The 25,873-nt window shown below is 46.4% G+C and carries 23 protein-coding genes, 1 tRNA gene, 2 rRNA genes and 1 riboswitch; of the genes, 10 read left to right on the top strand and 16 right to left on the bottom strand.

Annotated features, from left to right (window positions below; translation table 11 throughout):
• Positions 1 to 36: 36 nt before the first annotated feature.
• From RH89_RS24080 to recQ, 3 genes are all read right to left on the bottom strand, one after another.
• A complete protein-coding gene (locus tag RH89_RS24080; RefSeq protein WP_004407735.1) occupies positions 37 to 702 on the bottom strand; it encodes a 7-cyano-7-deazaguanine/7-aminomethyl-7-deazaguanine transporter in 666 nt (221 codons plus the stop codon).
• A gap of 421 nt (positions 703 to 1,123) precedes the next feature.
• Positions 1,124 to 1,435 carry a DUF3630 family protein gene (locus RH89_RS24075; protein WP_004407733.1) on the bottom strand — a complete coding sequence of 104 codons (312 nt, stop codon included), beginning with the start codon at positions 1,433 to 1,435 and terminating at the stop codon, positions 1,124 to 1,126.
• A complete protein-coding gene (gene recQ, locus RH89_RS24070) occupies positions 1,428 to 3,266 on the bottom strand; it encodes an ATP-dependent DNA helicase RecQ (RefSeq protein ID WP_004407730.1) in 1,839 nt (612 codons plus the stop codon). Before recQ ends, RH89_RS24075 begins: the two co-directional genes overlap by 8 nt.
• A 151-nt stretch (positions 3,267 to 3,417) precedes the next feature.
• Between recQ and rarD the strand changes: the two genes are divergently transcribed.
• From rarD to ggt, 4 genes are all read left to right on the top strand, one after another.
• Positions 3,418 to 4,311, top strand: coding sequence for an EamA family transporter RarD (gene rarD / locus RH89_RS24065; protein WP_004407728.1), 894 nt, complete (start codon positions 3,418 to 3,420; stop codon positions 4,309 to 4,311).
• A gap of 83 nt (positions 4,312 to 4,394) precedes the next feature.
• Positions 4,395 to 5,195, top strand: coding sequence for a helix-turn-helix transcriptional regulator (locus RH89_RS24060; protein WP_004407727.1), 801 nt, complete (start codon positions 4,395 to 4,397; stop codon positions 5,193 to 5,195).
• 66 nt (positions 5,196 to 5,261) lie between these two features.
• On the top strand, positions 5,262 to 5,903 hold the full coding sequence (locus tag RH89_RS24055) for a LysE family translocator (protein WP_004407725.1): 642 nt from the start codon (positions 5,262 to 5,264) through the stop codon (positions 5,901 to 5,903).
• A gap of 108 nt (positions 5,904 to 6,011) precedes the next feature.
• Positions 6,012 to 7,769, top strand: a complete 1,758-nt coding sequence (gene ggt, locus RH89_RS24050; RefSeq protein WP_004407723.1) for a gamma-glutamyltransferase — start codon at positions 6,012 to 6,014, stop codon at positions 7,767 to 7,769.
• Positions 7,770 to 8,460: 691 nt separating this feature from the next.
• Here ggt and uvrD read toward each other — a convergent pair.
• Entirely contained in the window at positions 8,461 to 10,632 is a 2,172-nt protein-coding gene (uvrD, locus tag RH89_RS24045; protein ID WP_004407721.1) for a DNA helicase II, read from the bottom strand.
• Positions 10,633 to 10,907: 275 nt separating this feature from the next.
• Here uvrD and RH89_RS24040 point away from each other — a divergent pair, with 275 nt between their 5' ends.
• From RH89_RS24040 to RH89_RS24025, 4 genes are all read left to right on the top strand, one after another.
• Positions 10,908 to 11,168: a BufA1 family periplasmic bufferin-type metallophore gene (locus tag RH89_RS24040; protein ID WP_004407718.1), complete on the top strand. Its 261-nt coding sequence runs from the start codon at positions 10,908 to 10,910 to the stop codon at positions 11,166 to 11,168.
• A gap of 106 nt (positions 11,169 to 11,274) precedes the next feature.
• Complete coding sequence (gene bufB, locus RH89_RS24035) at positions 11,275 to 12,123, top strand: MNIO family bufferin maturase (protein WP_004407708.1); 849 nt, start codon at positions 11,275 to 11,277, stop codon at positions 12,121 to 12,123.
• Positions 12,104 to 12,883 carry an HvfC/BufC N-terminal domain-containing protein gene (locus RH89_RS24030; RefSeq protein ID WP_004407706.1) on the top strand — a complete coding sequence of 260 codons (780 nt, stop codon included), beginning with the start codon at positions 12,104 to 12,106 and terminating at the stop codon, positions 12,881 to 12,883. The genes bufB and RH89_RS24030 overlap by 20 nt, the downstream gene beginning before the upstream one ends.
• Positions 12,880 to 13,335: a DoxX family protein gene (locus tag RH89_RS24025; protein ID WP_004407704.1), complete on the top strand. Its 456-nt coding sequence runs from the start codon at positions 12,880 to 12,882 to the stop codon at positions 13,333 to 13,335. Before RH89_RS24030 ends, RH89_RS24025 begins: the two co-directional genes overlap by 4 nt.
• A 422-nt stretch (positions 13,336 to 13,757) precedes the next feature.
• Here the strand turns inward: RH89_RS24025 and tsrA are convergent, their stop codons facing one another.
• Positions 13,758 to 14,042: an H-NS-like global regulator TsrA gene (gene tsrA, locus RH89_RS24020; protein WP_004407702.1), complete on the bottom strand. Its 285-nt coding sequence runs from the start codon at positions 14,040 to 14,042 to the stop codon at positions 13,758 to 13,760.
• A gap of 121 nt (positions 14,043 to 14,163) precedes the next feature.
• On the bottom strand, positions 14,164 to 15,360 hold the full coding sequence (locus RH89_RS24015; protein ID WP_038147226.1) for a multidrug effflux MFS transporter: 1,197 nt from the start codon (positions 15,358 to 15,360) through the stop codon (positions 14,164 to 14,166).
• Between the two features lie 102 nt (positions 15,361 to 15,462).
• Here RH89_RS24015 and RH89_RS24010 point away from each other — a divergent pair, with 102 nt between their 5' ends.
• Positions 15,463 to 16,431: a LysR family transcriptional regulator gene (locus tag RH89_RS24010; RefSeq protein ID WP_004407697.1), complete on the top strand. Its 969-nt coding sequence runs from the start codon at positions 15,463 to 15,465 to the stop codon at positions 16,429 to 16,431.
• Between the two features lie 150 nt (positions 16,432 to 16,581).
• On the top strand, positions 16,582 to 18,375 hold the full coding sequence (locus tag RH89_RS24005; RefSeq protein WP_004407691.1) for an aminopeptidase P family protein: 1,794 nt from the start codon (positions 16,582 to 16,584) through the stop codon (positions 18,373 to 18,375).
• A gap of 100 nt (positions 18,376 to 18,475) precedes the next feature.
• On the opposite strand, the gene thiH is transcribed toward RH89_RS24005, so the two are convergent.
• The 10 genes from thiH to rrf (RH89_RS23955) all read right to left on the bottom strand — a co-directional run bounded on the left by thiH (position 18,476) and on the right by rrf (RH89_RS23955) (position 25,798).
• A complete protein-coding gene (gene thiH / locus RH89_RS24000; RefSeq protein ID WP_004407689.1) occupies positions 18,476 to 19,588 on the bottom strand; it encodes a 2-iminoacetate synthase ThiH in 1,113 nt (370 codons plus the stop codon).
• 3 nt (positions 19,589 to 19,591) lie between these two features.
• Positions 19,592 to 20,353, bottom strand: a complete 762-nt coding sequence (locus RH89_RS23995; RefSeq protein WP_004407687.1) for a thiazole synthase — start codon at positions 20,351 to 20,353, stop codon at positions 19,592 to 19,594.
• A 2-nt stretch (positions 20,354 to 20,355) separates the two neighbouring features.
• The gene (gene thiS, locus RH89_RS23990) at positions 20,356 to 20,565 is read right to left on the bottom strand and encodes a sulfur carrier protein ThiS (protein WP_004407685.1); all 210 of its coding nucleotides are present in this window, start codon (positions 20,563 to 20,565) and stop codon (positions 20,356 to 20,358) included.
• Positions 20,562 to 21,335: a HesA/MoeB/ThiF family protein gene (locus RH89_RS23985; RefSeq protein WP_004407683.1), complete on the bottom strand. Its 774-nt coding sequence runs from the start codon at positions 21,333 to 21,335 to the stop codon at positions 20,562 to 20,564. The genes thiS and RH89_RS23985 overlap by 4 nt, the downstream gene beginning before the upstream one ends.
• Positions 21,336 to 21,339: 4 nt before the next feature.
• Positions 21,340 to 22,536, bottom strand: coding sequence for a thiamine phosphate synthase (locus tag RH89_RS23980; protein ID WP_139063353.1), 1,197 nt, complete (start codon positions 22,534 to 22,536; stop codon positions 21,340 to 21,342).
• Positions 22,533 to 24,473, bottom strand: coding sequence for a phosphomethylpyrimidine synthase ThiC (gene thiC / locus RH89_RS23975; RefSeq protein WP_004407669.1), 1,941 nt, complete (start codon positions 24,471 to 24,473; stop codon positions 22,533 to 22,535). Before thiC ends, RH89_RS23980 begins: the two co-directional genes overlap by 4 nt.
• A gap of 145 nt (positions 24,474 to 24,618) precedes the next feature.
• Positions 24,619 to 24,737, bottom strand: a riboswitch (TPP riboswitch).
• Positions 24,738 to 24,787: 50 nt separating this feature from the next.
• A complete protein-coding gene (crcB, locus tag RH89_RS23970) occupies positions 24,788 to 25,171 on the bottom strand; it encodes a fluoride efflux transporter CrcB (RefSeq protein ID WP_004407667.1) in 384 nt (127 codons plus the stop codon).
• Between the two features lie 199 nt (positions 25,172 to 25,370).
• Positions 25,371 to 25,487 (bottom strand): 5S ribosomal RNA (rrf, locus tag RH89_RS23965).
• A gap of 50 nt (positions 25,488 to 25,537) precedes the next feature.
• Positions 25,538 to 25,613 (bottom strand) — tRNA-Thr (locus tag RH89_RS23960).
• Between the two features lie 69 nt (positions 25,614 to 25,682).
• Positions 25,683 to 25,798: ribosomal RNA gene (rrf, locus tag RH89_RS23955) — 5S ribosomal RNA — on the bottom strand.
• Between the last annotated feature and the right edge of the window lie 75 nt (positions 25,799 to 25,873).

Genomic DNA, 25,873 nt, shown 5'->3' with positions numbered 1-25,873 from the left:
ATCGGCATTAGCCTCTCGGCTCCTTTTCTATTTTGTTTACGCTTGCTGTGCTTTTAAATCCGGTTTTGCCAAAGTGAGCTTTTTCACCAGATAGTTAAGTAACACACCGTACATAGGCACGAACAGACCCAAACTGATCACCAGTTTGAAGCCATAATCCACCAGCGCAATTTCCGTCCAGTGTTCTGCCATAAATGCATCTGTGCTTTGGTAAAAAGCAATGGAGAAAAATGCTAGGGTGTCGAGAGCATTACCGATCAGAGTGGAACATGTCGGTGCAACCCACCATGCTTTCAACTGGCGAAGACGGTTGAACACGTGCACATCCAGAATCTGACCCAGTAAGTACGCCATAAAGCTGGCAATCGCAATTCTCGCCACAAACAGATTGAGCTCTGAAAGCTGACCAAAGCCCTGGAATTGACCTTCAAAAAATAAAACCGACAACACGTAAGAGACCGCTAATGCAGGCAACATTACGTAGAAGATGATTTTACGTGCCATCGCCGCTCCAAAGATGCGAACAGTTAAATCAGTGGCAAGAAAGATGAACGGAAATGTGAATGCGCCCCAAGTGGTATGAAAACCAAAAATGGTGAACGGCAACTGAACCAGATAGTTGCTGGATGCAATGATAATTAGGTGGAACAGAACCAAAAAAGAAAGGGCGTTGCGCTGCTGCGCAGGAGTAAAGTGACTCATACTGTACCTTTTTCGTTTTATTTGGGGGCGAGGGAACCCAAATTGAAGCATTCGCTTCATAACCAATGTTATACCAATCGTAGTAAGTAATTGCTCATTCTAGCTTGTTAAAACACTCGATAACTACGTTAAAAAATTTGATTGTAGAATAGCTACTTATCGAAATTTTTTGCCTTGTTCTCAAGCGTTTTTCCTGCGCTATCTCTGAACACCTACTTACTGTGATTGGTATTAATCTGAATCTGCAAAATACCTTAAGGAAGGCAATGCCTCATCAGTGTTCAGGGTCGTGGATTATACGCCATTCTAATGATGGCGCAACAGGTCGTTTTTTAGGCAATCGTTTAGCCTGATAGAAAATTGGCAGAACCCGCCTATATAGATGTTTCATGTGAAACAACAGGTTGGAAGGAATAGGACGTCAGATGGCGTCGAAGCCTTTTTCAAAAAGCCTGGCAAGGTAGTCCAGCTCTTCTCGGTTTTCGTCTTTGTTCAGCACTTCTAACCAAACCGATTCGCTGTAATGCTCCGATTTCAGGAACAATTGACAGCCTTCAAAGTCTATCAGCCATGAGTGAATGTCTGCGTCCCATTGCTTTTCAACCACGGTGGCAGATAAGGTCTTCACCAGCTTGTCACCCAATTCTGGAAAGCTGTCATAATCAAATCGAGGCGTGGTCAGAATGATGCGCCCTTCTTTCCTTTGGTATTCCATCAGTCCGTAATCAGCCATTGTGGGTAATGTGCTCCTGAATTAAATCGAGAAATGGATCGGCGTATTTCTCCAGCTTGCGTTGCCCGACCCCATTTACAGCCAGCATCTCGCCGTATGAGGTGGGTAAGATGTCCGCCATATCAATAAGTGTGGCATCACTGAACACCACATAAGGAGGCAAACCGTCTTCATCCGCAATGGACTTGCGAAGTTTACGTAACTTAGCAAACAGCTTTTTGTCGTAGTGTTTGTTGATAAGCTTGTCGGACTTGGCGCTTTTCGCCGCCGTATCTAACCTTGGCACCGCGAGTTCCAGCGGCTGTTCACCACGCAGTACCGGACGCGCTTCTTCGGTGAGCTGCAAGGTTGAGTTTCGGGTGATGTTTTGGGTTAGCAACCCTTTATGAATAAGCTGACGAATGATACTCACCCAGTAATCGTGGCTGTGCTCGCGCCCAATGCCATAGGTCGACAGCTTGTCGTGACCATTTTCTCGCACTCGGATGTTCTGCATTCCGCGAAGGACTTCCACCACGTAGCCCATACCGAAGCTTTGGTTAACCCGGTAAACGCAAGACAACGCTTTTTGCGCCGCTTCCATTCCATCAAAGTGTTTGGGGGGATCCAGGCAGATATCACAGTTACCGCAAGGCTTCTCGCTGTACTCACCGAAGTAGTTCAGCAATACCTGGCGACGACAAGTCTGCGCTTCGGCAAATGCACTCATTGCATTGAGTTTATGGGCTTCGACCTGCTTTTGCGGTCCGTCGTCTTTTTCATCCAACATTCGGCGCTGCCAGCTAATGTCAGCTGGGTCGTAAAGCATCATGGCTTCAGCCGGTAAACCATCGCGCCCTGCTCTGCCGGTTTCCTGATAATAGGATTCGATGTTTCGCGGAATATCGAAATGCAGCACGAAGCGAACGTTGGGTTTATTGATGCCCATCCCGAATGCCACTGTTGCCACAACGACCTGAATGTCGTCTTTCTGGAATGCGTCTTGTACGTAAGCGCGCTCATCCGCATCCATACCTGCATGGTAACCTGCGGCACGAATGTGATTGTTGCACAACTTTTCCGTTAGCATTTCTACTTTCTTGCGGCTGCCGCAGTAGATAACGCCACACTGCCCTTGCTGAGTCGCAAGAAAGCGAATGACCTGAGAAACCGGTTTGTGTTTTTCCACCAGGTTATAGCGGATATTCGGGCGATCAAAGCTGCCTAAGTATTCAAGAGGCTCTTCAAGGTGAAGGCGGGAGACGATGTCTTTTCGCGTCGCTTCATCGGCAGTCGCCGTAAGTGCCATGATGGGCGCATAAGGAAAGCGCTGTTTCAGTTCGCCTAACGCGGCGTATTCACGGCGAAAGTCATGACCCCACTGGGAAATACAATGCGCCTCATCCACTGCTATCATCGATAACCTGAGGTGTTCAAGCCTTTCCATGAAGTCACGGGTCAATACGCGCTCTGGCGAAACATAAACCAACTTCAATTGACCGGCATTCATGCGATTGTAGACTTTGATCAGCTCATCGCGTTCCATGGTGGAGTTGATACACTCAGCGGCAACGCCGTTGGCTTTCAGCTGGTCGACCTGGTCTTTCATCAGAGAAATCAGAGGGGAAACCACAAGGGTCACGCCTTCTTTGACCAGAGCAGGAATCTGATAGCAAAGCGACTTACCCCCACCCGTAGGCATGATGACTAAGCTGTCTTTGCCTTCTAATGAAGACTGAATCACCTCTTCCTGACCGACTCGGAAAGACTGGTAGCCAAAGACCTCATTCAATACCTTGACGGCATCATCAATTTTGGGCTCGGCAGGCTGAACTGTAGCGGAGTCGGACATTCGATTCTCTGAAGGACAATATAGCAAGATGCAAAGCCGGATATTGTAGAGTGCTTTCCCTGTTAATTAAACTGCAAATTAACGGGCGAGAAGATATACTGGCGGCTCCTTCACAAATGTAACTTTCTGTTACCTCAAGCGATAGATAACAATGACAGACGAACAACAAAGATCGCGCCAAGGTGTAATTTTTGCGGTGTCCGCGTACACCATGTGGGGCATAGCCCCCATCTACTTTAAAGCCTTAGAACAAGTCCCTGCATTAGAGATACTCAGCCACCGGGTAATATGGTCTTTTGTATTTCTGGCAATTCTCCTGCAAGCCGGCAGACATTGGCACTCAGTAGTCTCTGTATTCAAGCGTCCTAAAACATTTGGGCTTCTGGCTGTCACCGGGTTATTGGTGGGCATTAACTGGTTGATATTCATCTGGGCAGTCAATGCGGATCACATGCTGGATGCCAGTCTCGGTTATTACATCAATCCGTTACTCAACGTGCTATTGGGAATGATGTTCCTTGGAGAAAGGCTAAGAAAATTGCAATGGCTCGCTGTTTTTCTTGCCGCCATTGGTGTGCTGGTTCAGTTAGTGGTATTTGGCTCTGTTCCTATTGTCGCAATAGCCCTAGCTTTCAGCTTTGGTTTTTATGGGTTGCTGCGCAAGAAAATTAACATGGATGCGCAAACGGGGCTGTTTATCGAAACACTCGTTATGCTGCCCGCTGCTGCAATCTACGTATTCTTTATCGCAAGCAGTGCGACTTCTGACATGAGCGCCAACAGCCTGAGCCTTAACCTTCTGCTTTTTGCTGCCGGGATCGTAACCACGCTGCCTCTGCTCTGTTTTACAGGCGCAGCTACCCGCATCAAGCTTTCTACCCTGGGGTTCTTTCAATACATCGGCCCTAGCCTGATGTTCTTACTGGCTGTTCTGGTGTATGGCGAAGCATTTACCCTAGATAGAGCGGTCACCTTTGGGTTTATCTGGGGAGCCTTGTTGGTGTTCAGTGTCGACGGCATCAGAAACAGTAAGAAATCACGCTGATTGTCAATTTTTTACAAGACACAGAGAAGTTGGTTATGATTTAGTCGTCATAGCCAATTTTTTTGTATCTAACATAAGTAAGCATGGACAGCGTTAAGTACCACCTTTCAGAGCAATCTGGCATCCAGTTAATTGATGCCGACTACCAAAAGTTTGCGTTTTCACGCCACTATCACCTCGATTTTCATATCGGGCTGATTCAGCGCGGCGTGCAGAAATTCCATCATTCAGGAAGTAGTCATAAGGTCGGTCAGGGGCAAATCATAGTGATGCCGCCGGATGAGTTACATGACGGACACTCCGAACTGAAATCCGGCTATCAGGTAAAGGTATTCTCGATCAGACCTGAATGGTTTACTGATCAACTGGATCTGAGCAATAAACAGACAACTGCACACTTTACTCAGTTGATCATTGATGATCCGACACTTTTCCACCAACTTTCCTATCTGCATTCACAGCTTATGCACACTCAGATCAGTCAGTTGGCTCAAGACTGCCTGCCTTTTGAGAGCTTCGAACGCATGCTTGATCAATATGGTACGATCAAACCGAACATCGCCCAGCCGCTTGGGAAAACCACCATCCAGGTGTTAAGAGAATACCTGATGGAGAACCTTGATCAGCCCATACGCCTCAATGCATTGGCAGATATGTGCCAGTTAACACCCTCTCAGTTTCAACGCCATTTTAAAGCTCGAATGGGCATCACGCCTTATGCGTGGCTGACTCGTCTAAGAATGGAACATGCACTCAGCCTGCTCCTTCATGGCGTCAACAGCGTAAACGTCGCGCTGCGGGTGGGGTTCTATGACCAAGCCCATTTCGTTAAAGCGTTTAAAACCACCTACGGGGCAACGCCCGGGCAAATCAACTGTCACTAATTTACAAGACGTACTCGTTGGGGTTCGACACAATGCCCGTATGTCTTCTTTAATCTCTCTAAGATCATGAACGAACTGACTCTATTACTGACACTTGCCACTGTTCATTTCATCGCACTGTTGAGCCCTGGCCCTGATTTTGCTCTGGTTGTCCAGAACGCCAGTCGCCACGGTCGCCAAACCGGTATCTACATCGCTTTGGGGCTATCGGTGGGTATACTTCTGCATTCTGTTTTCAGTTTAACTGGCGTAAGTTATCTGGTTCATCAGCACCCTAACGTTTTCCGGTTGTTGCAACTCGCTGGCGGGAGCTACCTGTTGTATCTGGGAATAGGCGCACTGCGGTATGTCATTTTCAGCTTCAAAAGCCATCAGCCTTCAGATGACACAGAAACCAGCCTGATTCTTGCTAACCGCAAGCAAGCTTTTGTCCGGGGTTTTATTACCAATATTCTCAACCCGAAAGCACTGGTGTTTTTTGTTAGCCTGATGTCTTCGCTAGTGCCCGCTTCCATGTCTCTCACGGGGAAAGGCTTCGCTTTATTGATCCTTTGGGGGCTCTCTTTCTTTTGGTTCTCCTTACTGGCTTGGGTGTTGTCGGCACAGCGCTTTCAGGCAAAATTGAAACAGGCGGCACTGTATATTGACGCTCTGTGTGGCTTGGTTTTTACGGGGATAGGTATCAGTATTTTGTATCAGGTTGCGTAAGGCTTTCTGACGTAACAAATCTGGTACATTGCTTACAAAACAACCGAAATAATGTAGACCGCGTTCCGTTGTCCTGACAGGCTGGAATCTCCACAAAAGGAGAAGCTTATGTCATGGAAAACAACACTCACACAAATGACCTCGTGCTCACTTCTGCTTGTCAGTTCATTTGGCTATGCAAATCAGGCTGCTGATGGGGTAGCACCAGAAGCAAGCACAGGAATAGAAACCAAAACACTCACCCATGCAAAAGACTGGATGGTAACGGCAGCGAACCCGCTGGCGACTCAAGCTGGGGCAGACATTCTCGCCGCAGGTGGGAATGCCATTGATGCCATGGTTACCGTTCAGCTCATGCTGGGTTTAGTTGAGCCGCAGTCCTCTGGTATTGGCGGTGGCGCATTTCTGGTGTATTGGGATGCCAAGAAAAACCGCTTAACCACGGTTGATGGTCGTGAAACGGCACCTCTGGCAGCCACACCTACCCTATTTCAGGATTCTGAAGGCAAACCGATGAAGTTTTATGATGCCGTCGTCGGTGGTCGGTCCGTTGGGACACCAGGAACCGTAAAGCTGCTTTGGGATACTCATCAGCAATACGGTAAGTTACCGTGGAAACAGGTAGTACAACCTGCGATAGACCTTGCCAACAAAGGCTTTGTAATCAGCCCTAGATTGGCGGGATTAATCGAAAAAGACAAAGAACGTTTGAGCCGTTTCGCCACAACCAAGTCGTATTTTTTCAATGCCGATGGTTCACCGAAAGCAGAAGGCACCCTTCTGAAAAACCCCGAATATGCCAATACACTCACTCAAGTGGCAGAAAAAGGGGCTGATGCCTTTTATTCAGGTGACATAGCAAAAGACATTGTCGAAACGGTTCAAAATGCTCCAGGTAATCCAGGAGTACTGGATCTGCAGGACTTCACAAACTATCGCACCAAAGAGCGCGCCCCAGTATGTGCCGCCTACCAGTCTTATGATGTTTGCGGAATGGGTCCCCCAAGCTCTGGCGCTTTAACCGTTGGGCAGATTCTGTCGCTCACCGAAAAATTTGATCTGAAAAAGCTTGGAGCAGACAACCCAACCAGTTGGCAAATCATTTCCGAAGCGTCCCGACTGGCATTTGCGGATCGCGGGCGATACATGGCAGACAGCGACTACGTACCTATGCCAACTCAGGGCTTACTGGATTCTGGTTATCTTGCTGAACGTGCAAAACTCATTACACCAGATAAGGTGTTGGAAAACGTCAGTGCAGGTTCGCCACCCTGGAACCACGCGATGCGTCTGGCAAACGATGAGTCGATTGAGCTTCCATCCACCAGCCATTTCAACGTCGTCGATAAAGAAGGCAACGTCGTTTCTATCACAACCACTATTGAGAACGCCTTTGGCTCTCGCTTAATGGTTAGAGGCTTCCTGCTGAACAATGAGCTAACGGACTTCTCTTTCCGAACTCACAAGGATGGATTCCCGATTGCCAACCGTCTGGAGCCAGGAAAACGTCCTCGTTCTTCGATGTCGCCAACCATTATTATGGAAAATGGCAAACCCTACATGGCAATAGGCTCACCAGGTGGCAGCCGCATCATTGGTTATGTCGCGCAATCCATCATCGCTCATACTCAGTGGGGTATGGATATTCAGCAGGCGATAAACCAGCCTCATTTGGTTAACCGCTTCGGAACGTTGGATGTAGAGAAAGGCACCAGCGCGGAGTCATTCAAACCTGCTCTTGAGAACATGGGCTACAAAGTCAATGTCCGGGATTTGAACTCGGGTTTGCACGCAATTCGCATTACCAAAGACGGATTGGAAGGCGCAGCTGACCCTCGTCGTGAAGGTGCCGCAATCGGCAAGTAGCACATTTCAGCCGTTGTACCTACGCCCTTGTAAGAGATCTCTCACAAGGGCGTAAGTTAACGCGGTTTCCTTTCTATCAATAAAGAACACCATGAACACTAACTTATTGAAAAATATAAATTTACATACAATTGTTCATCATTTAAACAAAGAAATATTTGCTCGGTCTATTGAGTAAAATCCGCATTCTCTTAATATGAACCCTGTCGGAAGGATGCTGACACGGAACAGGAAACAGCAAAGGATTTGGTTATCTTCAGGATGAAGATTCGGTTATTCAGGACGAGTGACCAGCACGGAGCAAAAAAGGACATTGAACGGACTCAATCGTTATTAGGATGATAACGGCAAGGAAGGCAATGGACACCTCTAGGATGAGGAATGGAACTGGCATCAGGACGATGAAAGGGACACCGCTCAAGGAACAAGTGAGTGCGCTAACGAGGATTGTTAGCAGATCAGGATAAGATCATTGGACACCGCTAGGACGGCGATGAAAAGGATTGTGCTGAAGGATACAGCGCTGCTATCAAGGATTTGATGCATGGAGCAACATTAGTAGCCGGATTGCTGCGAGTAAGATTATAACCCCGATGGGCTTTGCCCTCGGGGTTTTTCTTTATCTATTCAAACCGTTCTGTAGATACTAAAAAGCCCGCTTTCGCGGGCTTAAGAAACTAGCTGATGTCGGTTAGAGCTTTTCTAATTTGGCAAATGACGTCACCAGCCATTTGATCCCTTCGCCATTGAATGCAACCTGAACCCGACTTTGTGGACCACTGCCCTCAAAATTGATGATGGTGCCTTCTCCAAACTTAGGATGCATCACTCTCGCGCCCAACGAAAAACCTGTTTCGTTAAAGTTTTCTTTCACTACTTGCTGGCTAAAACGTCCCGAACTTGCTGGGCGACTGACCTGAGCTTTCATCCGCACTTCATCCAGACATCCTTCTGGCAACTCGCGGATAAAACGAGATGGCTTGTGGTATTTATCCTGACCATAAAGGCGGCGCATCTCTGCATAAGTGATGTAGAGTTTCTCCATGGCACGTGTCATACCTACATAGCAAAGACGACGCTCTTCTTCGAGCCTGCCTGCCTCTTCTGCCGACATCATGCTTGGGAACATTCCTTCTTCAACCCCCACCATAAAGACCAGTGGAAACTCGAGGCCTTTTGCACTGTGCAGCGTCATCAGCTGAACGGCATCGTCGAATTCGTCTGCCTGCCCTTCTCCGGCCTCTAGAGCCGCATGAGTCAGAAATGCCGTCAGTTCGGAAAGTTCTTCCGCTTCTTCTGGTTTTTCAAATTGTCGGGTCGCGGTAACCAGCTCTTCCAGGTTTTCAATTCGCGCCTTGGACTTTTCACCTTTCTCCTGTTCGTACATCGCAAACAGACCAGAGTTTTTAATCACATGGTCGGTTTGGTGGTGTAGTGGCATTTCAAAGGTGTCGTCTTCCAACGCATTGATGAGTTCAATAAACCGACTCAGCGCACCAGCGGCACGACCCGCCAGAACTTTCTCTTCTAACAGAGCTTGCGATGCTTGCCATAAAGTGGCGCCGCGATCACGCGCCGCAAAGCGAATGGTTTCGAGCGTTTTATCGCCCATTCCACGGGTTGGTGTATTCACGATACGTTCAAATGCCGCGTCATCATTTCGATTGGACATTAACCTTAGGTAACAGAGCGCATCTTTGATTTCCTGACGCTCGAAGAATCGCATGCCGCCGTAGATTCGATATGGCAGCCCCGCCTGAATCAATGCTTCTTCAAGCACACGAGACTGGGCATTGTTTCGGTACAGCATGGCAGAGTCGTTCAGTGCTCCGCCTTTCTCATGCCACTCTTTGATCTTACTGACGGTAAAACGGGCTTCGTCCAGCTCGTTGTAAGCCGAATAAACCGAGATGGGTTCACCTTCGTTCCCTTCGGTCCACAGCTCTTTACCCATACGCTCGGTATTATTGGCGATCAGTTCGTTTGCGGCCGACAGGATGGTTTTGGTCGAACGGTAGTTTTGCTCCAAGCGAATGGTTTTGGCTTCAAGGAACTCATTCAAAAAGCGTTGAATGTTCTCAACTTTTGCTCCGCGCCAGCCGTAGATCGACTGATCGTCGTCGCCGACAATCATTACGCGCGCATCGGGACCCGCCATCATTCTCAGCCAAGCATACTGAATATTGTTGGTGTCCTGAAACTCATCAACCAGAATGTGTTTGAAGCGTGCCTGATAGTGTTCACGGATATGCTGTTTTTCACGTAGCAGCTCGTGTGCTCGCAGAAGAATTTCAGCAAAGTCCACCAACCCGGCACGATCACAGGCTTCTTGATAAGCGGTATAAATTTGCAGATAGGTCTTGGTTACCGGATCCTGATAGCAGTCGATGTGGCTCGGACGCAAGCCTTCATCTTTCTTTCCATTAATCCACCAGGCCGCTTGCCTTGCAGGCCATTGCTTTTCGTCCAGATTGAGCGCTTTGATCAGACGACGCAACAAACGCTGCTGGTCTTCAGAATCGAGGATCTGAAAGTCTTCTGGCAATCTGGCATCCAGATAATGTGCTCGAAGAATGCGATGGCAGATACCATGGAAAGTACCGTTCCACATCCCTGATGCGCTGCCCATCATCAGCTCTTCGATACGACCACGCATTTCCGCTGCGGCTTTGTTGGTAAAGGTAACCGACATAATAGAAAACGGCGATGCTTGCTCGACAGCCATAAGCCACGCGATGCGGTGTACCAGTACCCGGGTTTTACCACTGCCCGCTCCAGCCAGCACCAACATGTTCTCAAGCGGCGCCGCTACGGCTTCACGCTGTTTGTCATTCAAGCCATCAAGTAATAAGGAAGCGTCCATCGTTTTCTACTGTGTATTTATACATAACTGGACATTATAACCGAATTCCTCGCAAGAATAAGGGCGATTTAACAATTTAAAGCCACTTTTTAACCAGCTATAAATCAACCAGTTACAGACGTTAAGAAAAAAATGTGAAAAAAAATCGGCTTTTTTGTGAAAGATTTGGCGTTCATTTCTAATCTTATTCAATAAGCAACCTGATAAACGCTTGTCCATCGCGAAACGGGTTGTCTTTATTAAAGAAACTAAGGATCAAGTTCGAGGATTTAAATATGAAAAAGTCTAATCTTGCTGTTACTGCTGCGGTTACGGGTCTTCTTGCAATTGCTGGTACTACGCTAACTGCTACTTCTGCGGTCGCAGCAGAAAAAGAGAAATGCTATGGCGTGGCGAAAGCAGGGAAAAACGACTGTGCAACTAAGACAAGTTCTTGTGCAGGCACGTCTAAAGAAGATTTCCAGAAAGACGCATTCATCGTAGTACCAAAAGGTTTGTGTGACCGTCTGGCGGGCGGAAGCAACACTTCTTCTTAAGCCTTTTCCTCTTAGCCATTCCAGGGCGATAGGCTGCGCTTGTCGCCCTTATTTATGGAGTGGCTTTGTGAAAGAGGCTTGGAATAATCCATTCAGGGAGACACACATGCACAGCAAAGTCGGCGTTGGTTTAAGAACACCTCATCTGGATTTTTTTACCACCGAAGCCACAGGGCTAAGCTGGTTGGAAATCCATAGTGAAAACTATTTTCTACCCAACTCTTTGCAGCGCAAGCAGCTCAATCAGATCGCCGAGAATTACAACATCAGCTGTCACGGTATCGGGTTGTCGCTGGGGTCTGTGGGCGGTGTGAATCACGAGCATCTCATTCGTCTTAAGCGGTTAATCGACGACATCAACCCTATTCTGATTTCGGATCATCTGAGCTGGAGTGAAAACGGCGGGCATTACTACAATGATTTGTTGCCCTTGCCCTATACCGAAGAAGCGCTGAATGTTTTCTGCCAAAACGTAATACAGGTTCAGGATCATTTGAAAAGACCCATGCTGATTGAAAACCCAAGCAGCTATGTGAAGTTTTCTCACTCAACAATTGATGAGTGGGTGTTTCTTGCGGAAGTTCAGAAGAGAACGGATTGTCGCCTGTTGCTTGATTTCAATAACATCCACGTCAGTGCATTTAATCATGGTTTCAGTACTGATGAGTATCTGACGGGGATAGATGCAGACACGGTAGATGAGATTCATTTGGCAGGCTTCACCATTAAACAGCTCGACAAAGGTGAAATCTGGATCGATACCCATAGCCGCCCGGTAAGCGATGAAGTCTGGACACTGTTTTCCAACTGGATTGCTCAACACGGTGACAGACATACCCTGATTGAATGGGATCTGGAAATTCCTGAACCACAAATTTTGCTTCAGGAAGCGAGCAAAGCCAGCCATTACCTGCTTCAGGCGCAAGGAGACAACCATGTCACTGCCTCTCGCTAAATTGCAGTCTCAGTTCGCCCAAGCGCTGCACTACAAAGCCACAGGGGAGTCGTGCGAAGTGGTCTCGGATGTATTTACCGCTGATGAGCGCATGCAGATCTACCGCAATAACTTCGTCATGAGCCTTTGTGAAGTGCTGGAAGTGACCTATCCGAAAGTGTTGGCATTGGTTGGAGAAGAGTGTTTCCACCAGATGGCTCGACAGCACGTTCTAACGCAGCCACTCACAGAAGGTGATGTATCCGGATACGGTGAGGGGTTTGGCGATACTATCCGCCAGTTTGATCAGGTAATAGCTGCCGTCCCTTATCTATCCGATATGGCAGATCTGGAATGGAAAATAGACACCAGTGAATACAGGTTGTCCTCCACTCAAGAGACCGATTATTTCCCAATGGAAGCTTTGGCAGAGGTAACAGAAACACAACAACCCGCATTGGTGTTTCATCTCGCGCCTCAGGTACAAAACATTCAGAGCGCCTTTGCCATTTTTTCGTTATGGGAAGCCTTGGAAAAAGAAGAGTTTGAAGGCTTAGAACTTAACGTACCAGAGCAGGGAGTTGTCTGGTTGGACATAAACCGTCAGCTCCATCTGGACCCAGTAGCCCAAGAGGTATGGGCTCTGATTAACGCCTGTTCAATGGGGTTAGCACTAGCAGAAATTGAACCGGAATTATTAGGACATCTGAACACATTGATGGCTTCAGGTTATATCGATGGGTTTAGCTTAAAAGAACAACAATTAGAGGAAGAGTTATGAGTTCAGCAGTCAGAAATATCATCGACACCTACGACGGTATCGTAGAAAAGCTCCAGGCAGGGTTTATCCCTTTGCTGCTTTTATTCTGCCGACTTTGGGTGGCCTGGGTATTTTTCAATTCAGGGCTAACCAAAATTGCCTCTTGGGACAGTACTCTTTATCTGTTCGAGTTTGAGTATGTGGTTCCTTTGCTTCCCTGGGAGCTGGCTGCGTATACGGGTACTGCCGCAGAGTTGATTCTGCCTGTCTTTCTGGCATTAGGATTGTTTACCCGCCCTATGGCAGCAGCTTTGTTTGTGTTTAACATCATTGCCGTGGTTTCTTATCCCCTGCTATGGGAAAAAGGCTTCTATGACCACCAGCTATGGGGCTTGATGATTCTGTTAAATGTGGTTTGGGGTGCTGGTGTGATCTCGGCAGACTATATCCTGAAGAAGAAATTTACCGACTGAATCTCCCTTTAGTAAAGTAGCAACCTGTAAGCTACCTACCAATTTGCCCCAGTTTTTGGGGCATTTTTTTGTTTGTATGTTTTATAAACCTGATTAAAGATTCTATTAATATCAATATTAGTAATGTATTCGAATTGCTCAGATGTTTATCAGTCATGCACCAAGGCTCGGTGCAAAAGCAATATGAGCAAATATCCTTAATTAGTTAGAAAGGGATTTAGCCAATCACTCCCCCTCAAAACGGTGATTGGCGTCGGCAGCAGACTACGGCTGCCTTTTTTTTTCTAAAAGTTTCGATTACCTGAATTTGCCACCAATAAATTAAGAAATGAAATTAATATTCATCTCTTAATTATCTTTTTCCTGTGACTAAATAAATTAAAAGCCAGCACTTTGGCTGGCTTTTAATTCGAACAATTCATTTATTTCTTAGCAAGAAATTCTTTTAATTCTTCTGCGGATATTCCCTGTTGAGCTAATTCAGCGGCGAGCTGCTGAACGCTTTCGCTTTTACGCGATTCTATGACTTGCTGAAATTGATAAACAATATCTCTTAGCATGTGAAGGGGTACTTGTTTAGCCGCACTGCGAATACGCTCTTCGCTTTGGTTACCAAGTTCATTTAGCAGCTTCCCAAACATTACTTTTTCTGGAGACTCTTCTAACTGCTCAAGAATACGAGCCATCTCATAAGTTGTCATCGACATTGATTATGTATCTTCCAAATAGGTAGAACGGAATAATTATATAAGAGGAGCTAAATATACACCCCTTTTGCTGCTGGGAAAACAATCAATTTCAATTATTCGACATTTATTTGTATAGAAATTAATTCACTGCTTCTGTATGCCAGTTTTTTCCTCTGCGGCTAAATAATATTAGCAGTGCCGGTGCTAAAAGCCACATATGCAAAGCAATTAATACCTCAGATTCAAGTGGTAAGCGCTGCATGATACCGACCATTAAACCGGAGCCGCTCATCTGCATCAATCCGAGTAATGCCGCGGCAGTACCCGCTTTGTCACCAAATGGAGCCAACGCTTTACCAGCTCCTGCTCCCATCAGACAGGCAAAGCCAATAGAAGACATAAAGATAGGCAGCATAAACCCAATTGGAGTCTGCCATGACTTCATAACCAACATCATAAGACCACCGATTAGAAGCATGGATACGCCAAATACCAATGTACCGTGTGTACCCCATTTATCCATCAGCTTTGGTGCCGCCATACAAAAGACAATATTGAAGACGGCGTTAATACCAAACCAAAAAGTAAATGCATTCATGGAAATACCCATGTTTTCCATTAATACCACGGGTGCAGAGGTGACATACGCCAATATAACTGCCATAGCAAACATGCACAGTGACGAATGGAAAATGAAGCTTTGGTGTTTAAGTACGCTTAGGTAACGAGAAGGTCTGAATAGTGGCTCTTCAGAACGGGCTGGATTGGTTTCCTTGAAGTTGACCAGTAGGCAAAGCCCGACAATTACTGCAAAGCCAGCCATAAAACTAAAGTTACTTCGCCACCCAAACTGCTGCGTCAGCCAGCTTCCGAGGATAGGAGCCAAAGCAGGGATAAAGCAGATAGCACCATTAAGGTAGCTTATCATACGTCCGCTTTTCTTGGGTCCAAACATATCGCGAACTGTTGCAAAAGCCGCTACCGATGTCGCACACGCACCTAAGCCTTGTAGCAGCCGAGCCATCAGCATCCATTCAATAGACTGAGCGACCCACGCCAAATAAGCGCTCAAGCCATAGATTGCGATGCCTCCTAATGCAACAGCTCGACGTCCGTATCTGTCGGCGATAGGTCCAGCAAATAACTGCCCGACTCCCATAGCAAACAGGAACCAGGTAATGGTGTCTTTAGCCAGCCCATTATCCACCTGAAATGCCTGTGCCATGGTTGGCAACGCTGGAAGGTAGATATCTATTGCCAAAGGGCTGAATAGCACCAGCATAATGAGCATGGTGAACTGGAGCCTAGACACTTTTTCTGGATTTATCGTCGACATAATAACCGTCACTTTTGTTTTCTGAGGTGGCAGTTTATTATTGAAGCAATATGAATAGAAATGGTCTATTTTCATCTCAGATATTCCGATGGGGAATTTCTTATGAACATTGAACAGTTGGGTCGAATCGACCTTAACTTACTGGTTTGCCTTAACGTATTGCTCGAAGAAAGAAACGTCACGCGTACTGCGTCTCGGCTGTGCCTGACTCAATCTGCAGTCAGTAAGTCTTTAGCTAAGCTGCGAACCCAATTTGATGATCCTCTCTTTTATCGCAGTGCCCATGGATTGAATCCCACACCAAGAGCCTTGTTTCTAAAGCCCAAACTGGAAGCGTTGATCTACCATCTGGAATCCATTACGCAACCTGAAACTTTCGACCCTAAGACATCAAAACGTAGATTTCATATAGCTTTGGTTGAAAGTGTGTACCCACTTATCTTACCTCACTTTCTTCCCAGTATGTTTCAGCAGTCACCCGGTATAAAAATAACGACTCATCCATGGAAAGACGATACGTTCAAGTTGCTACAGTCCGGTGATATTGATTTTGGTATTACAGGCAAGGATATCGATATTAACGATGCAGCGTTAACGCTCCTTCCGCCATCAGACATCGACACTCAGGAAATTTATCGGGATCAGCAGGTATGTCTGGTGCGAAAGTATCACCCCGTTTTAAGCAGACACTGGGATTTGGACGCGTATCTGGCTGAAAGGCATGTACAGGTACGTTGCGACGGCAACGATCGCTGGCTATTGGATTACAAACTGGCGGATATCGGGTTAGAGCGTGATATTGCTTTGTACGTCCCGGATTTCAACAGCGCAGCCAGTTTGTGTACTTACACAGATTTTGTCTTTACAGCCCCGATGCATTTCGCGCAGTACATTTCCAGCTATCTGGATCTGGTGGTACTTCCTTTACCAACAGAGTTACCTCCTATGGCTTACACCCTGTTCTGGCATAAAGACAGAAGTGAAGACGCCGCATTAAGTTGGTTCCATCAGATTATTAAATCCAACACACTTCATTTGAACAGTACTGATTCAGGCTCAAAGAGTGATTAGGAAAGACTATATTGTGAGACGTCTGAAACTCCTCAATTTTGGTAGCACTTCTTACCGCAGAATACATTGCTTGTCGGACCAAAAAGCGATAGTTTGTACGCAATTTCGTCGTCAAAACGAATATAAGAACAGGTAAAAGGATTCCTACGGATGGATGTCATGATTAAAGAAAGAGTAGAAGCCCTGCGTAAGTGGTTGGCAGAAAGCAACGTTGACGCACTGATCATTCCTCATGAAGATGAGTTTCTAGGGGAATACGTGCCTGCTCATCACGAGCGTTTACTTTGGGCTACAGGGTTCACAGGCTCGGCAGGTGCTGCAGTTATTACTGCCGACAAAGCTGCAATTTTTGTTGATGGTCGTTATACCGTTCAGGTTACCAAGCAAGCACCTGCAGAAGTGTTCGAATACCGCCACCTGATTCAGGAGCCTGCTTTAGACTGGGCAATTGATAACCTGCCAAGCGGAGCGAAGCTCGCTGTTGATCCTAAAATGCATTCTCACACATGGCTGCAAAAAGCGCAGGATAAGCTCGAAGATCAGCTTGAACTGGTATTGGTTAACCATAACCCTGTTGATGCTCTTTGGAATGATCGCCCTGAACCAACGGTAACAGACGCTCGCTTAATGGGCATCGACCTTGTTGGACAAAGCAGTCAAAGTAAACGCGCTGAAATCGCAGAACTTGTCAAAGAGAGCAAAACAGACGCAGCGTTGCTGACTCAGTTAGATTCCATCTGCTGGCTACTGAACATTCGCGGGTTAGACGTATCTTGCCTTCCTGTTCTTCTTTCGCATGCCATTATTCACTCTAATGAAGAAGTAGAGTTCTTCATCGATCCAGCTCGACTGCCTGAAGCATTTTCTGAGCACGTCGGTATTGGTGTTACCGTCTATTCTCCACAAGAGCTTGAAGCGCGACTACAGGCTCTTTCGGGCAAAAATGTATTGGTTGACCCAGCAACAAGTAATGCTTGGTTCACTCTCACTCTTCAAAATTCAGGCGCAGAAGTCATCAACGGTGATGACCCATGCTTGCTACCTAAAGCGGCAAAGAATGACGCTGAAATTCAAGGTATGCGTGCCTGCCACCTGCGCGACGGCGCTGCTATGGTGAACTTCTTGTCCTGGTTGGACAGTGAAGTAGAAGCCGAAAATTTCCACGATGAAGCAGTGCTTGCTGATAAGCTTCACGAGTTCAGAAAAGTCGACCCTACTCTTGCGGATTTAAGCTTTGATACTATTTCTGCATCAGCAGGTAATGGTGCGATGTGTCACTACAATCATCTAAATCAGCCAGAACCTGGCAAGCTCGAGCCTAACTCGCTTTACCTTGTGGATTCAGGCGGTCAGTATTCAGATGGCACAACAGACATCACTCGTACCGTTGCCATTGGAAAACCAACAGATGAAATGATTCAGCAGTTTACTTTAGTTCTGAAAGGTCACATTGCACTTGCAAATGCAGTGTTCCCTCACGGTACGACTGGTCATCAGCTAGATATTCTGGCTCGCCAATTCTTATGGTCTAATGGTTATAACTTTGACCACGGTACTGGTCATGGTGTCGGGCATTTCTTAAGTGTTCACGAAGGTCCGCAAAGAATTGCTCCTGCAGTTAACACTGTTGCCTTGTTGAAAGGTATGGTGCTTTCTAACGAGCCGGGTTACTACCGCGCTGACGAGTTTGGTATTCGTATTGAGAATTTAGAGCTGGTTGTCGACGTAGAAACACAAGGCGACTCCAACATGCTAGGGTTTGAGTCTTTAACCCGTTGCCCCATCGATAAGAGAAACATCGACGTTAACCTGCTGACTCGTCCTGAGCTTCAATGGCTGAATGATTACCACCAAAAAGTTTGGGATGAAATTAGCCCGCTAGTTTCCGGTAATGCTTTAGAGTGGTTGAAAGACGCAACTTCACCACTGTCCTACCCTAATTAATCTGGTTTCACTAAAGATAAAAATGCCGCTTTAAAAGCGGCATTTTTGTTTCTTCGTAGTGTGTTTCACGTGAAACACTCACTGGTCTAAACCAGTAACTCTATCCCGAATAGGCGTGATGCCAATCCTTCCAAACAGGTTCAAAGCCACGATTTTTCACAGCTTGGGCCACCTGCGCAGCAGAACGCTCATCACTGATCGCAAATTGCTCTAGTTCTACGTCGTCGTTCGCATACCCACCCGGTTGCGTTTTAGAAGCAGCTGACAAACTGGTTACACCCAAGGGTAAAACATTATCTCTAAATGACTCAGATTCACGTGTGGAAAGCGACAGTTCAACTTCAGGGTTAAGCATTCGATAAGCACAAATCAGTTGCACTAACTGTTTGTCAGACATAACTGATTTGGGCTGAAGAGCACCTTCACAAGGACGGAGCCTTGGGAAAGAAATGGAGTAACGCGTTTTCCAGTAAGTCCTTTCCATGTAACTTAAATGAGCCGCAACATAAAAGCAGTCTGTGCGCCACTCTTCCAAACCAATTAGCGCACCCAGCCCAATCTTGTCTATACCAGCAGATGCAAGACGATCTGGCGTGTTAAGTCGGTAATTGAAATCGGTTTTATTGCCTCTCAGATGGTGCTGACCATAGGTAGATGGATGGTAAGTTTCCTGATAAACCATTACCGCGTCTAAACCTAAAGTTTTTAGCTCTGCGTAGCATTCCTGATCAAGGGGCTGCACTTCCATGGCAAGATAACTAAACCGCTTTTTAATCTCTGGCACCACTTCGCGGAAATATTTCATTCCCACTTTTGTTTCATGTTCACCAGTCACCAGAAGAACAGAGTCAAAATTCATTTTCTTGATCGCATCAATTTCTAAATGAATATCTTCAACGTCCAGAGTTCTTCTCTTAATACGGTTTTCCATTGTAAAGCCGCAATAGGTACAAGAGTTCGCACAAAGGTTAGATAGATAAAGGGGGATATAAAAGCCAATCGTATTACCAAAGCGTTTCCGTGTTAGCGCGTAAGATTGCTGCGCCATTAACTCTAAATACGGTTCTGCCGCAGGAGAAATCAGCGCCTTAAAATCTTCGAGATCTCGCTTGGGTTTGGCTATCGCCCGCTTTACATCTTCAGCCGTTTTACTGTAGATGGACATGCGGATTTCGTCCCAATTCATCTGTTCAAACTGATCTGAAAAGTTCATGTTCTACCCCAGAAACGATGTCAGAGGGCTTGAGGCTACCGCATGATTCACCTGCCCCGCCAGACCGGATTCATAGGCTAAACGACCACTTTCTACAGCCAATTTAAACGCTTTTGCCATTTGCACCGGATTCGCCGCTGCTGCGATTGCGGTATTAACCAGAACAGCATCAGCACCTAGCTCCATGGCTTCTGCCGCATGAGAAGGAGCGCCAATACCTGCATCAACCACTACCGGAACATTAGCCTGATCAATGATGATTTCCAGAAAGTCTCGTGAGGCAATACCCTTATTGGAACCGATTGGAGCACCAAGTGGCATTACTGCCGCGCAACCTACTTCTTCTAGATGCTTACACAAAACAGGATCGGCATGGCAATAAGGCAGAACAATAAAACCTTGCTCAACCAATTTTTCAGCTGCTTTTAACGTTTCAATCGGGTCAGGCATCAGGTATTTCGGATCGGGGTGTATCTCGAGTTTCAGCCAATTTGTCTCTAATGCCTCGCGAGCAAGCTGAGCTGCGAAGATGGCTTCCTTGGCATTTTTGGCACCGGAGGTATTAGGTAACAATCCGATGTTTTGCTCAATCAACGGCGAAAGAATGTCATCATCTTTTGCGTCCAAGTCGACGCGCTTAAGTGCCATTGTTGCAAGCTGAGAACCCGATGCAATGATTGCTTCACTCATGACGCGACTGTTTGAAAACTTACCCGTTCCCGTAAACAACCGAGAGTCGAAGGTCTTGTTTGCGATAGTTAACATCATTAACCTCCTGCTATTGCTTTAAAAACGACGACGTCATCACCTGCATTTAGGAAGGTTTGATCCCACGTTGTTTTTGGTTGAACTTCTTGGTTGATTGCCGCAGCAATTCCTTTAAGTTCGATGTTTTTGCTTTCCAGCAACTTGGTCAGTGTCGTACTTGAATCAGCCTCTTCCGACTCACCATTAAATGTAATTGTAAAAGTACTCATTGTTCTTCCTGAGTATCTGAGTTTGTATTGCAAACAGGGCAAGCCGGGTCTTTGGCGACCTTGAGCTGATGAAACTGCATTGAAAGTCCATCAAACAGAGTGAGTCTGCTTTCCGCGGCTTTTCCTGTTGTAATAATTCTTATGGCAGTAAGCGCTTGATGAGTACCAATGATTCCTACAACCGGTCCAACAACACCAGCATCGGAGCAGCGCATATTGGGTTGTGATTCATTGATAGGATATAGACAGTTGTAACAAGGTTGTGAATCCTGATACAAAAACGTAGAAAGCTGACCATCCCAACCTATTGCGGCGCCGGAGATAAGCGGTGTTTTTGATTTCATGCAAGCCAGATTAACTGCTTGCCTGGTCTCAAAGTTATCGCTGCAATCCAGAACTAAGTCAGCCATCATACATTCCAGTTCGAGTTGGCTTCCCTCGAGCCGCTTGTTTATGGTTCTGACTTTAGTTGATGCGTTAAGACGCGCGATGGCTTTCTTTGCAGCCTCTACTTTTGGTAGGCCTACTTCGTTTTCCGTGTACAGAATCTGTCTTGGAAGATTGCTAATTTCTACCGTGTCTCCATCAGCGACAACAAGGTTGCCAACACCGGAGCAGGCTAAATGCTGTATTGCAGAACAACCAAGTCCGCCACATCCAATGACCAGTAGTCGCGCTTTTTTGAGCTTGCTCTGCCCACTATCACCAATCTCTGGAAGAGCGATCTGTCTTTGATAACGGAGAAATTCTGAATCAGAAATCGAAGCCACTCTTTTACCTGCTACTCATCAAGGTGTTAAACTTTTCGATCACTTCTTTTGGATCATCGCTCAGCGTAATCGCTCTAACTACAGCTAAACTCGAAACGCCACACTTCCATACGGATGGAGCACGCTCCAAATCAATTCCACCTATTGCTACTGTTGGAAATGTCCCTACAAGCTTTTGGTATAGTTCGAGTCGAACCAGTCCTTGTGGTCTCGAAGGCATGACCTTAGTCGTCGTTGGGAAGATATGCCCGAGTGCAATGTAGCTTGGATTGACCTGCTTGATTCGCAAGATTTCGTAATAGCCATGAGTAGACAACCCAATACGTAACCCTGCATCAGCAATGTCATCAAGCTCTGCTACTTCCAAATCTTCCTGACCAAGATGCACGCCGTAAGCACCATGCTTGATGGCTAGCTGCCAGTAATCATTGATATAAACCTGAGCATCATACTGTTGCCCTAGCTCTATCGCCTGTTTCACCTTTGACTCAAGACCTGGGTCTTGCGAGTCCTTGATTCTTAGCTGGACGGTTTTTACACCCAGCTCAAGTAACCTTGCAACCCACTCTACCGTATCGACTACTGGGTATAGTTTTAGTCTTTCAGAATCTGTAGACGGGAACTGAATATCACTCTCGATATTCCAACCTACATCAATATTCAAAAGGCTGTCAGATAGCACCGGAACAGGAAAAGCATCGAGATTCAAAGGCCATGTTTCACGTGAAACATCGTCACGGACTGCCGCTCGAGCAATAACTAATGCGTCCTCAATAGGAAAATCAATGACCAAAGCCGTCAGTAGCCAAGCGACATATGACTCTTGTTCTTGCTCATTGAGTGGTGAACCTTCAAAAGCAATCGCTCGGTTTGTACCTTCATGAGCCCATAAGTCGACCAACTGAAAATCATGGTAGACATCCAGTAGTAGCAAATTAGCCTGCTTAGACAGATCAGAAATTGCCAGAGGCGAAGCCTGACCAGAAGCAAAGCGACAAACAAAATCGGCGTCGCTTTCTCCTTCACCAAGAAACAGTGTTGTCGTCCTGTCATCAACATGGCACTGAACAAGTGGAGTTGGGCTAATGCCCAACTCGATATCGGAAATATCAAATCCCTGTTCTTTCGCTAGCAATAAGCGCGACTGCACCAAACCCGTAAGATGTACTTTATCTTGCGGAAGAAGTAGCTGTGGCATTATTCCTCCAAAACGCTTTGCTTAGCGGGATGGTAAAGTTCCGATCCTGATGCCTTAAATTCCTCAGACTTCTGACGCATGCCCTCAAGTGGGTCATCTAGCATTTTGATCTCAATTGCTTGGTCGAGCGCGACCTGTTTGGTGTCTTTTGCGTATTCACGGACTTCCTGAGAAATCTTCATAGAACAGAACTTAGGTCCACACATAGAACAGAAGTGCGCAACTTTTCCAGACTCTTGAGGAAGAGTTTCATCGTGGTAAGTACGCGCTGTATCCGGGTCTAGAGCCAAGTTGAACTGGTCTTCCCAGCGGAATTCAAAGCGAGCCTTAGAGAGTGCGTTATCACGAATCTGCGCACCAGGGTGACCTTTAGCCAAATCAGCGGCATGAGCGGCGAGTTTATAAGTGATAAGACCGGTTTTAACGTCTTCCTTGTTTGGCAGACCTAAATGTTCTTTAGGCGTCACATAACACAACATGGCACAGCCGTACCAACCGATCATGGCGGCACCGATCCCTGAAGTGATGTGGTCGTAGCCAGGTGCAATGTCAGTTGTCAGTGGCCCAAGTGTATAGAATGGCGCTTCATGACAGTGCTTAAGCTGCTCGTCCATGTTCTCTTTGATCATGTGCATCGGGATATGACCCGGACCTTCAATGATCACCTGCACATCGTATTCCCAAGCAACCTTAGTCAGCTCACCCAAAGTTCTTAGCTCAGAAAACTGAGCTTCATCGTTTGCATCGGCAATGGAGCCAGGACGAAGACCATCACCCAGTGAAAGCGCTACGTCGTACTTCGCACAAATTTCACAGATTTCACGGAAATGCGTGTACAGGAAACTTTCCTGGTGATGAGCCAAACACCACTTAGCGATGATTGAGCCGCCACGAGAAACAATACCTGTGACTCGCTTAGCCGTCATCGGAACATAACGAAGCAACAATCCAGCGTGAATGGTGAAGTAATCAACCCCCTGCTCCGCCTGCTCGATAAGGGTGTCTCTCATCACTTCCCAGTTGAGGTTTTCAGCGATACCGTTCACTTTCTCAAGCGCCTGATACATTGGAACCGTACCAATCGGAACCGGGCTGTTACGCATAATCCATTCACGCGTTTCGTGAATGTTTCGACCAGTTGAAAGGTCCATGACCGTATCGCCACCCCAGCGAGTTGCCCAAACCAGCTTTTCTACTTCTTCTTCAATTGAAGAGGTGACTGCAGAGTTACCAATGTTGGCATTTACTTTAACCAGGAAGTTTCGACCAATGATCATTGGTTCTGATTCAGGGTGGTTAATGTTGGAAGGAATGATGGCACGACCTTCTGCCACTTCCTTACGAACAAATTCTGGGGTGATTTCTTTCGGTAAGTTTGCGCCAAAGCTTTCACCCGGATGCTCGATATTCAGTTGCTCATCCGCAAATTTACGACGCTGCATGTTTTCACGAATGGCGATGTATTCCATCTCCGGAGTGATGATACCTTGGCGCGCATAGTGTAGCTGTGTAACACACTGTCCCTCTTTTGCACGGCGAATTTTTGGAAGGTTTCCGTAACGAAGCTCGTCAAGCGTATCGTCTTCAAGGCGCTCCTTAGTGTAGACCGAGCTTACATCTGCAAGGATTTCCGTATCGGCACGCTCTTCAATCCACTTCTCTCGCAGTTTTGGCAAACCGCTGTACAAGTCGATGTCGTAATTTGGATCGGTGTAAACACCGGAGGTGTCATAAACGCGAATAGGGTCATTCGGCTCGAATATAGGGTCTTTCTTAGTACCACCAACCAGGCTATCAGCCAGGCTGATTTCACGCATTGGGACCTGAATATCACTGCGTGAGCCTTCTACGTAGACTTTATGGGAGTTTGGATAGGGTTGGGTCGACAGGTTATCAATAAACTGTTTGGCTTCCAGTCTCGCTTGCTTGCGATTCGACATAGCATTTTTCCTTGCATCATTATTTTTGAGGGCATAACCCTAGGAAGAAAATGCTTGACGGATTGTTGTGACAAGAGGGCAGTGAGCAGATAAAACAAATTCGTGCTCAACTGTAAATCAGATAGATCTCGATTGTATTCGAGTGATGGTATCTTCTCTTGTTCCCTTCGCAGGTATTAGCCTGATCAGGTTCAACGGATCCCGCTACGCGGTCTCAGCTCTTTATTTAACACACTACGTGTTCGAGCACTCCGACAAGTGAAGCCAGTATAAGGGAAAGGTTATGTCAAAACCAAGACTAAAGGTGAAAAAGATTAACTTTTAATCAACAATTGAAAACCGATCCAGGCGGCAGAGATACTGAGAATAACATTTAACAAAACATTCAGACCCATCTTAAAAAAAGCGCCCTGCTGCATCAGTAAAACATTATCCATAGAGAAAGTTGAGAAGGTGGTCAGCGCCCCCAAGAAACCTAACCCGATAATCTGTCTCCAAGGCTCTGTGGCAAGACTTCCATTCTCAAACGAGGCAATGAGCATTCCCATCGCTAAAGAGCCCACAACGTTCACCGTGAGCGTTCCATAGGGAAAACCTCGCCCAAATAAACTTGCACATAACTCCGACACCAAAAATCGTGAGCAGGCACCAAATGCACCACCTAGTGCAATAAAGCCAAGAACGGATAATTGTCCCATCTTCCCCTATCCTTCATTTGAATATTGCGATTATTCTATCTCTATATGAACAAAAAATTGTTTTTATTTTCGGATACATTGAGACACAAAGAGTGTGAGATATTAAAAGTTACAGTAGTCACTTTTGGTGACTTGGAACAAGTTTTTGTGATGTAGAAACGAAAAAGCCCTGATCGGCTGATCAGGGCTTGGAAATTGAACCTGGCGATGTCCTACTCTCACATGGGGAAGCCCCACACTACCATCGGCGCTATTGCGTTTCACTTCTGAGTTCGGCATGGAAATCAGGTGGGTCCACAATGCTATGGTCGCCAAGAAAATTCTTTTTTGTTTCAGACTGACTCACAATCTGTAAACAATAATTAATGGTGCTAGTACCCAGATTTGAACTGGGGACCTCACCCTTACCAAGGGTGCGCTCTACCAACTGAGCTATACCAGCACATTCAATTCTTTTATGCGATGGATTAAAAAAGCCCGTTCTTGCAAACGGGCTTCTTTTAAATTTGAAGCCTGGCGATGTCCTACTCTCACATGGGGAAGCCCCACACTACCATCGGCGCTATTGCGTTTCACTTCTGAGTTCGGCATGGAATCAGGTGGGTCCACAACGCTATGGTCGCCAAGCAAATTCTTTAATTCGGAAAGCTGCTATCTCTTAAATAAAGAGCAAGTTCTGGTTCTACACATTCAATGTTCTTA

It is taken from the genome of Vibrio nigripulchritudo ATCC 27043 (assembly GCF_000222685.1).
Classification (GTDB): Bacteria; Pseudomonadota; Gammaproteobacteria; order Enterobacterales; family Vibrionaceae; genus Vibrio; species Vibrio nigripulchritudo.
This window is presented reverse-complemented; position numbering and strand designations above follow the sequence as displayed.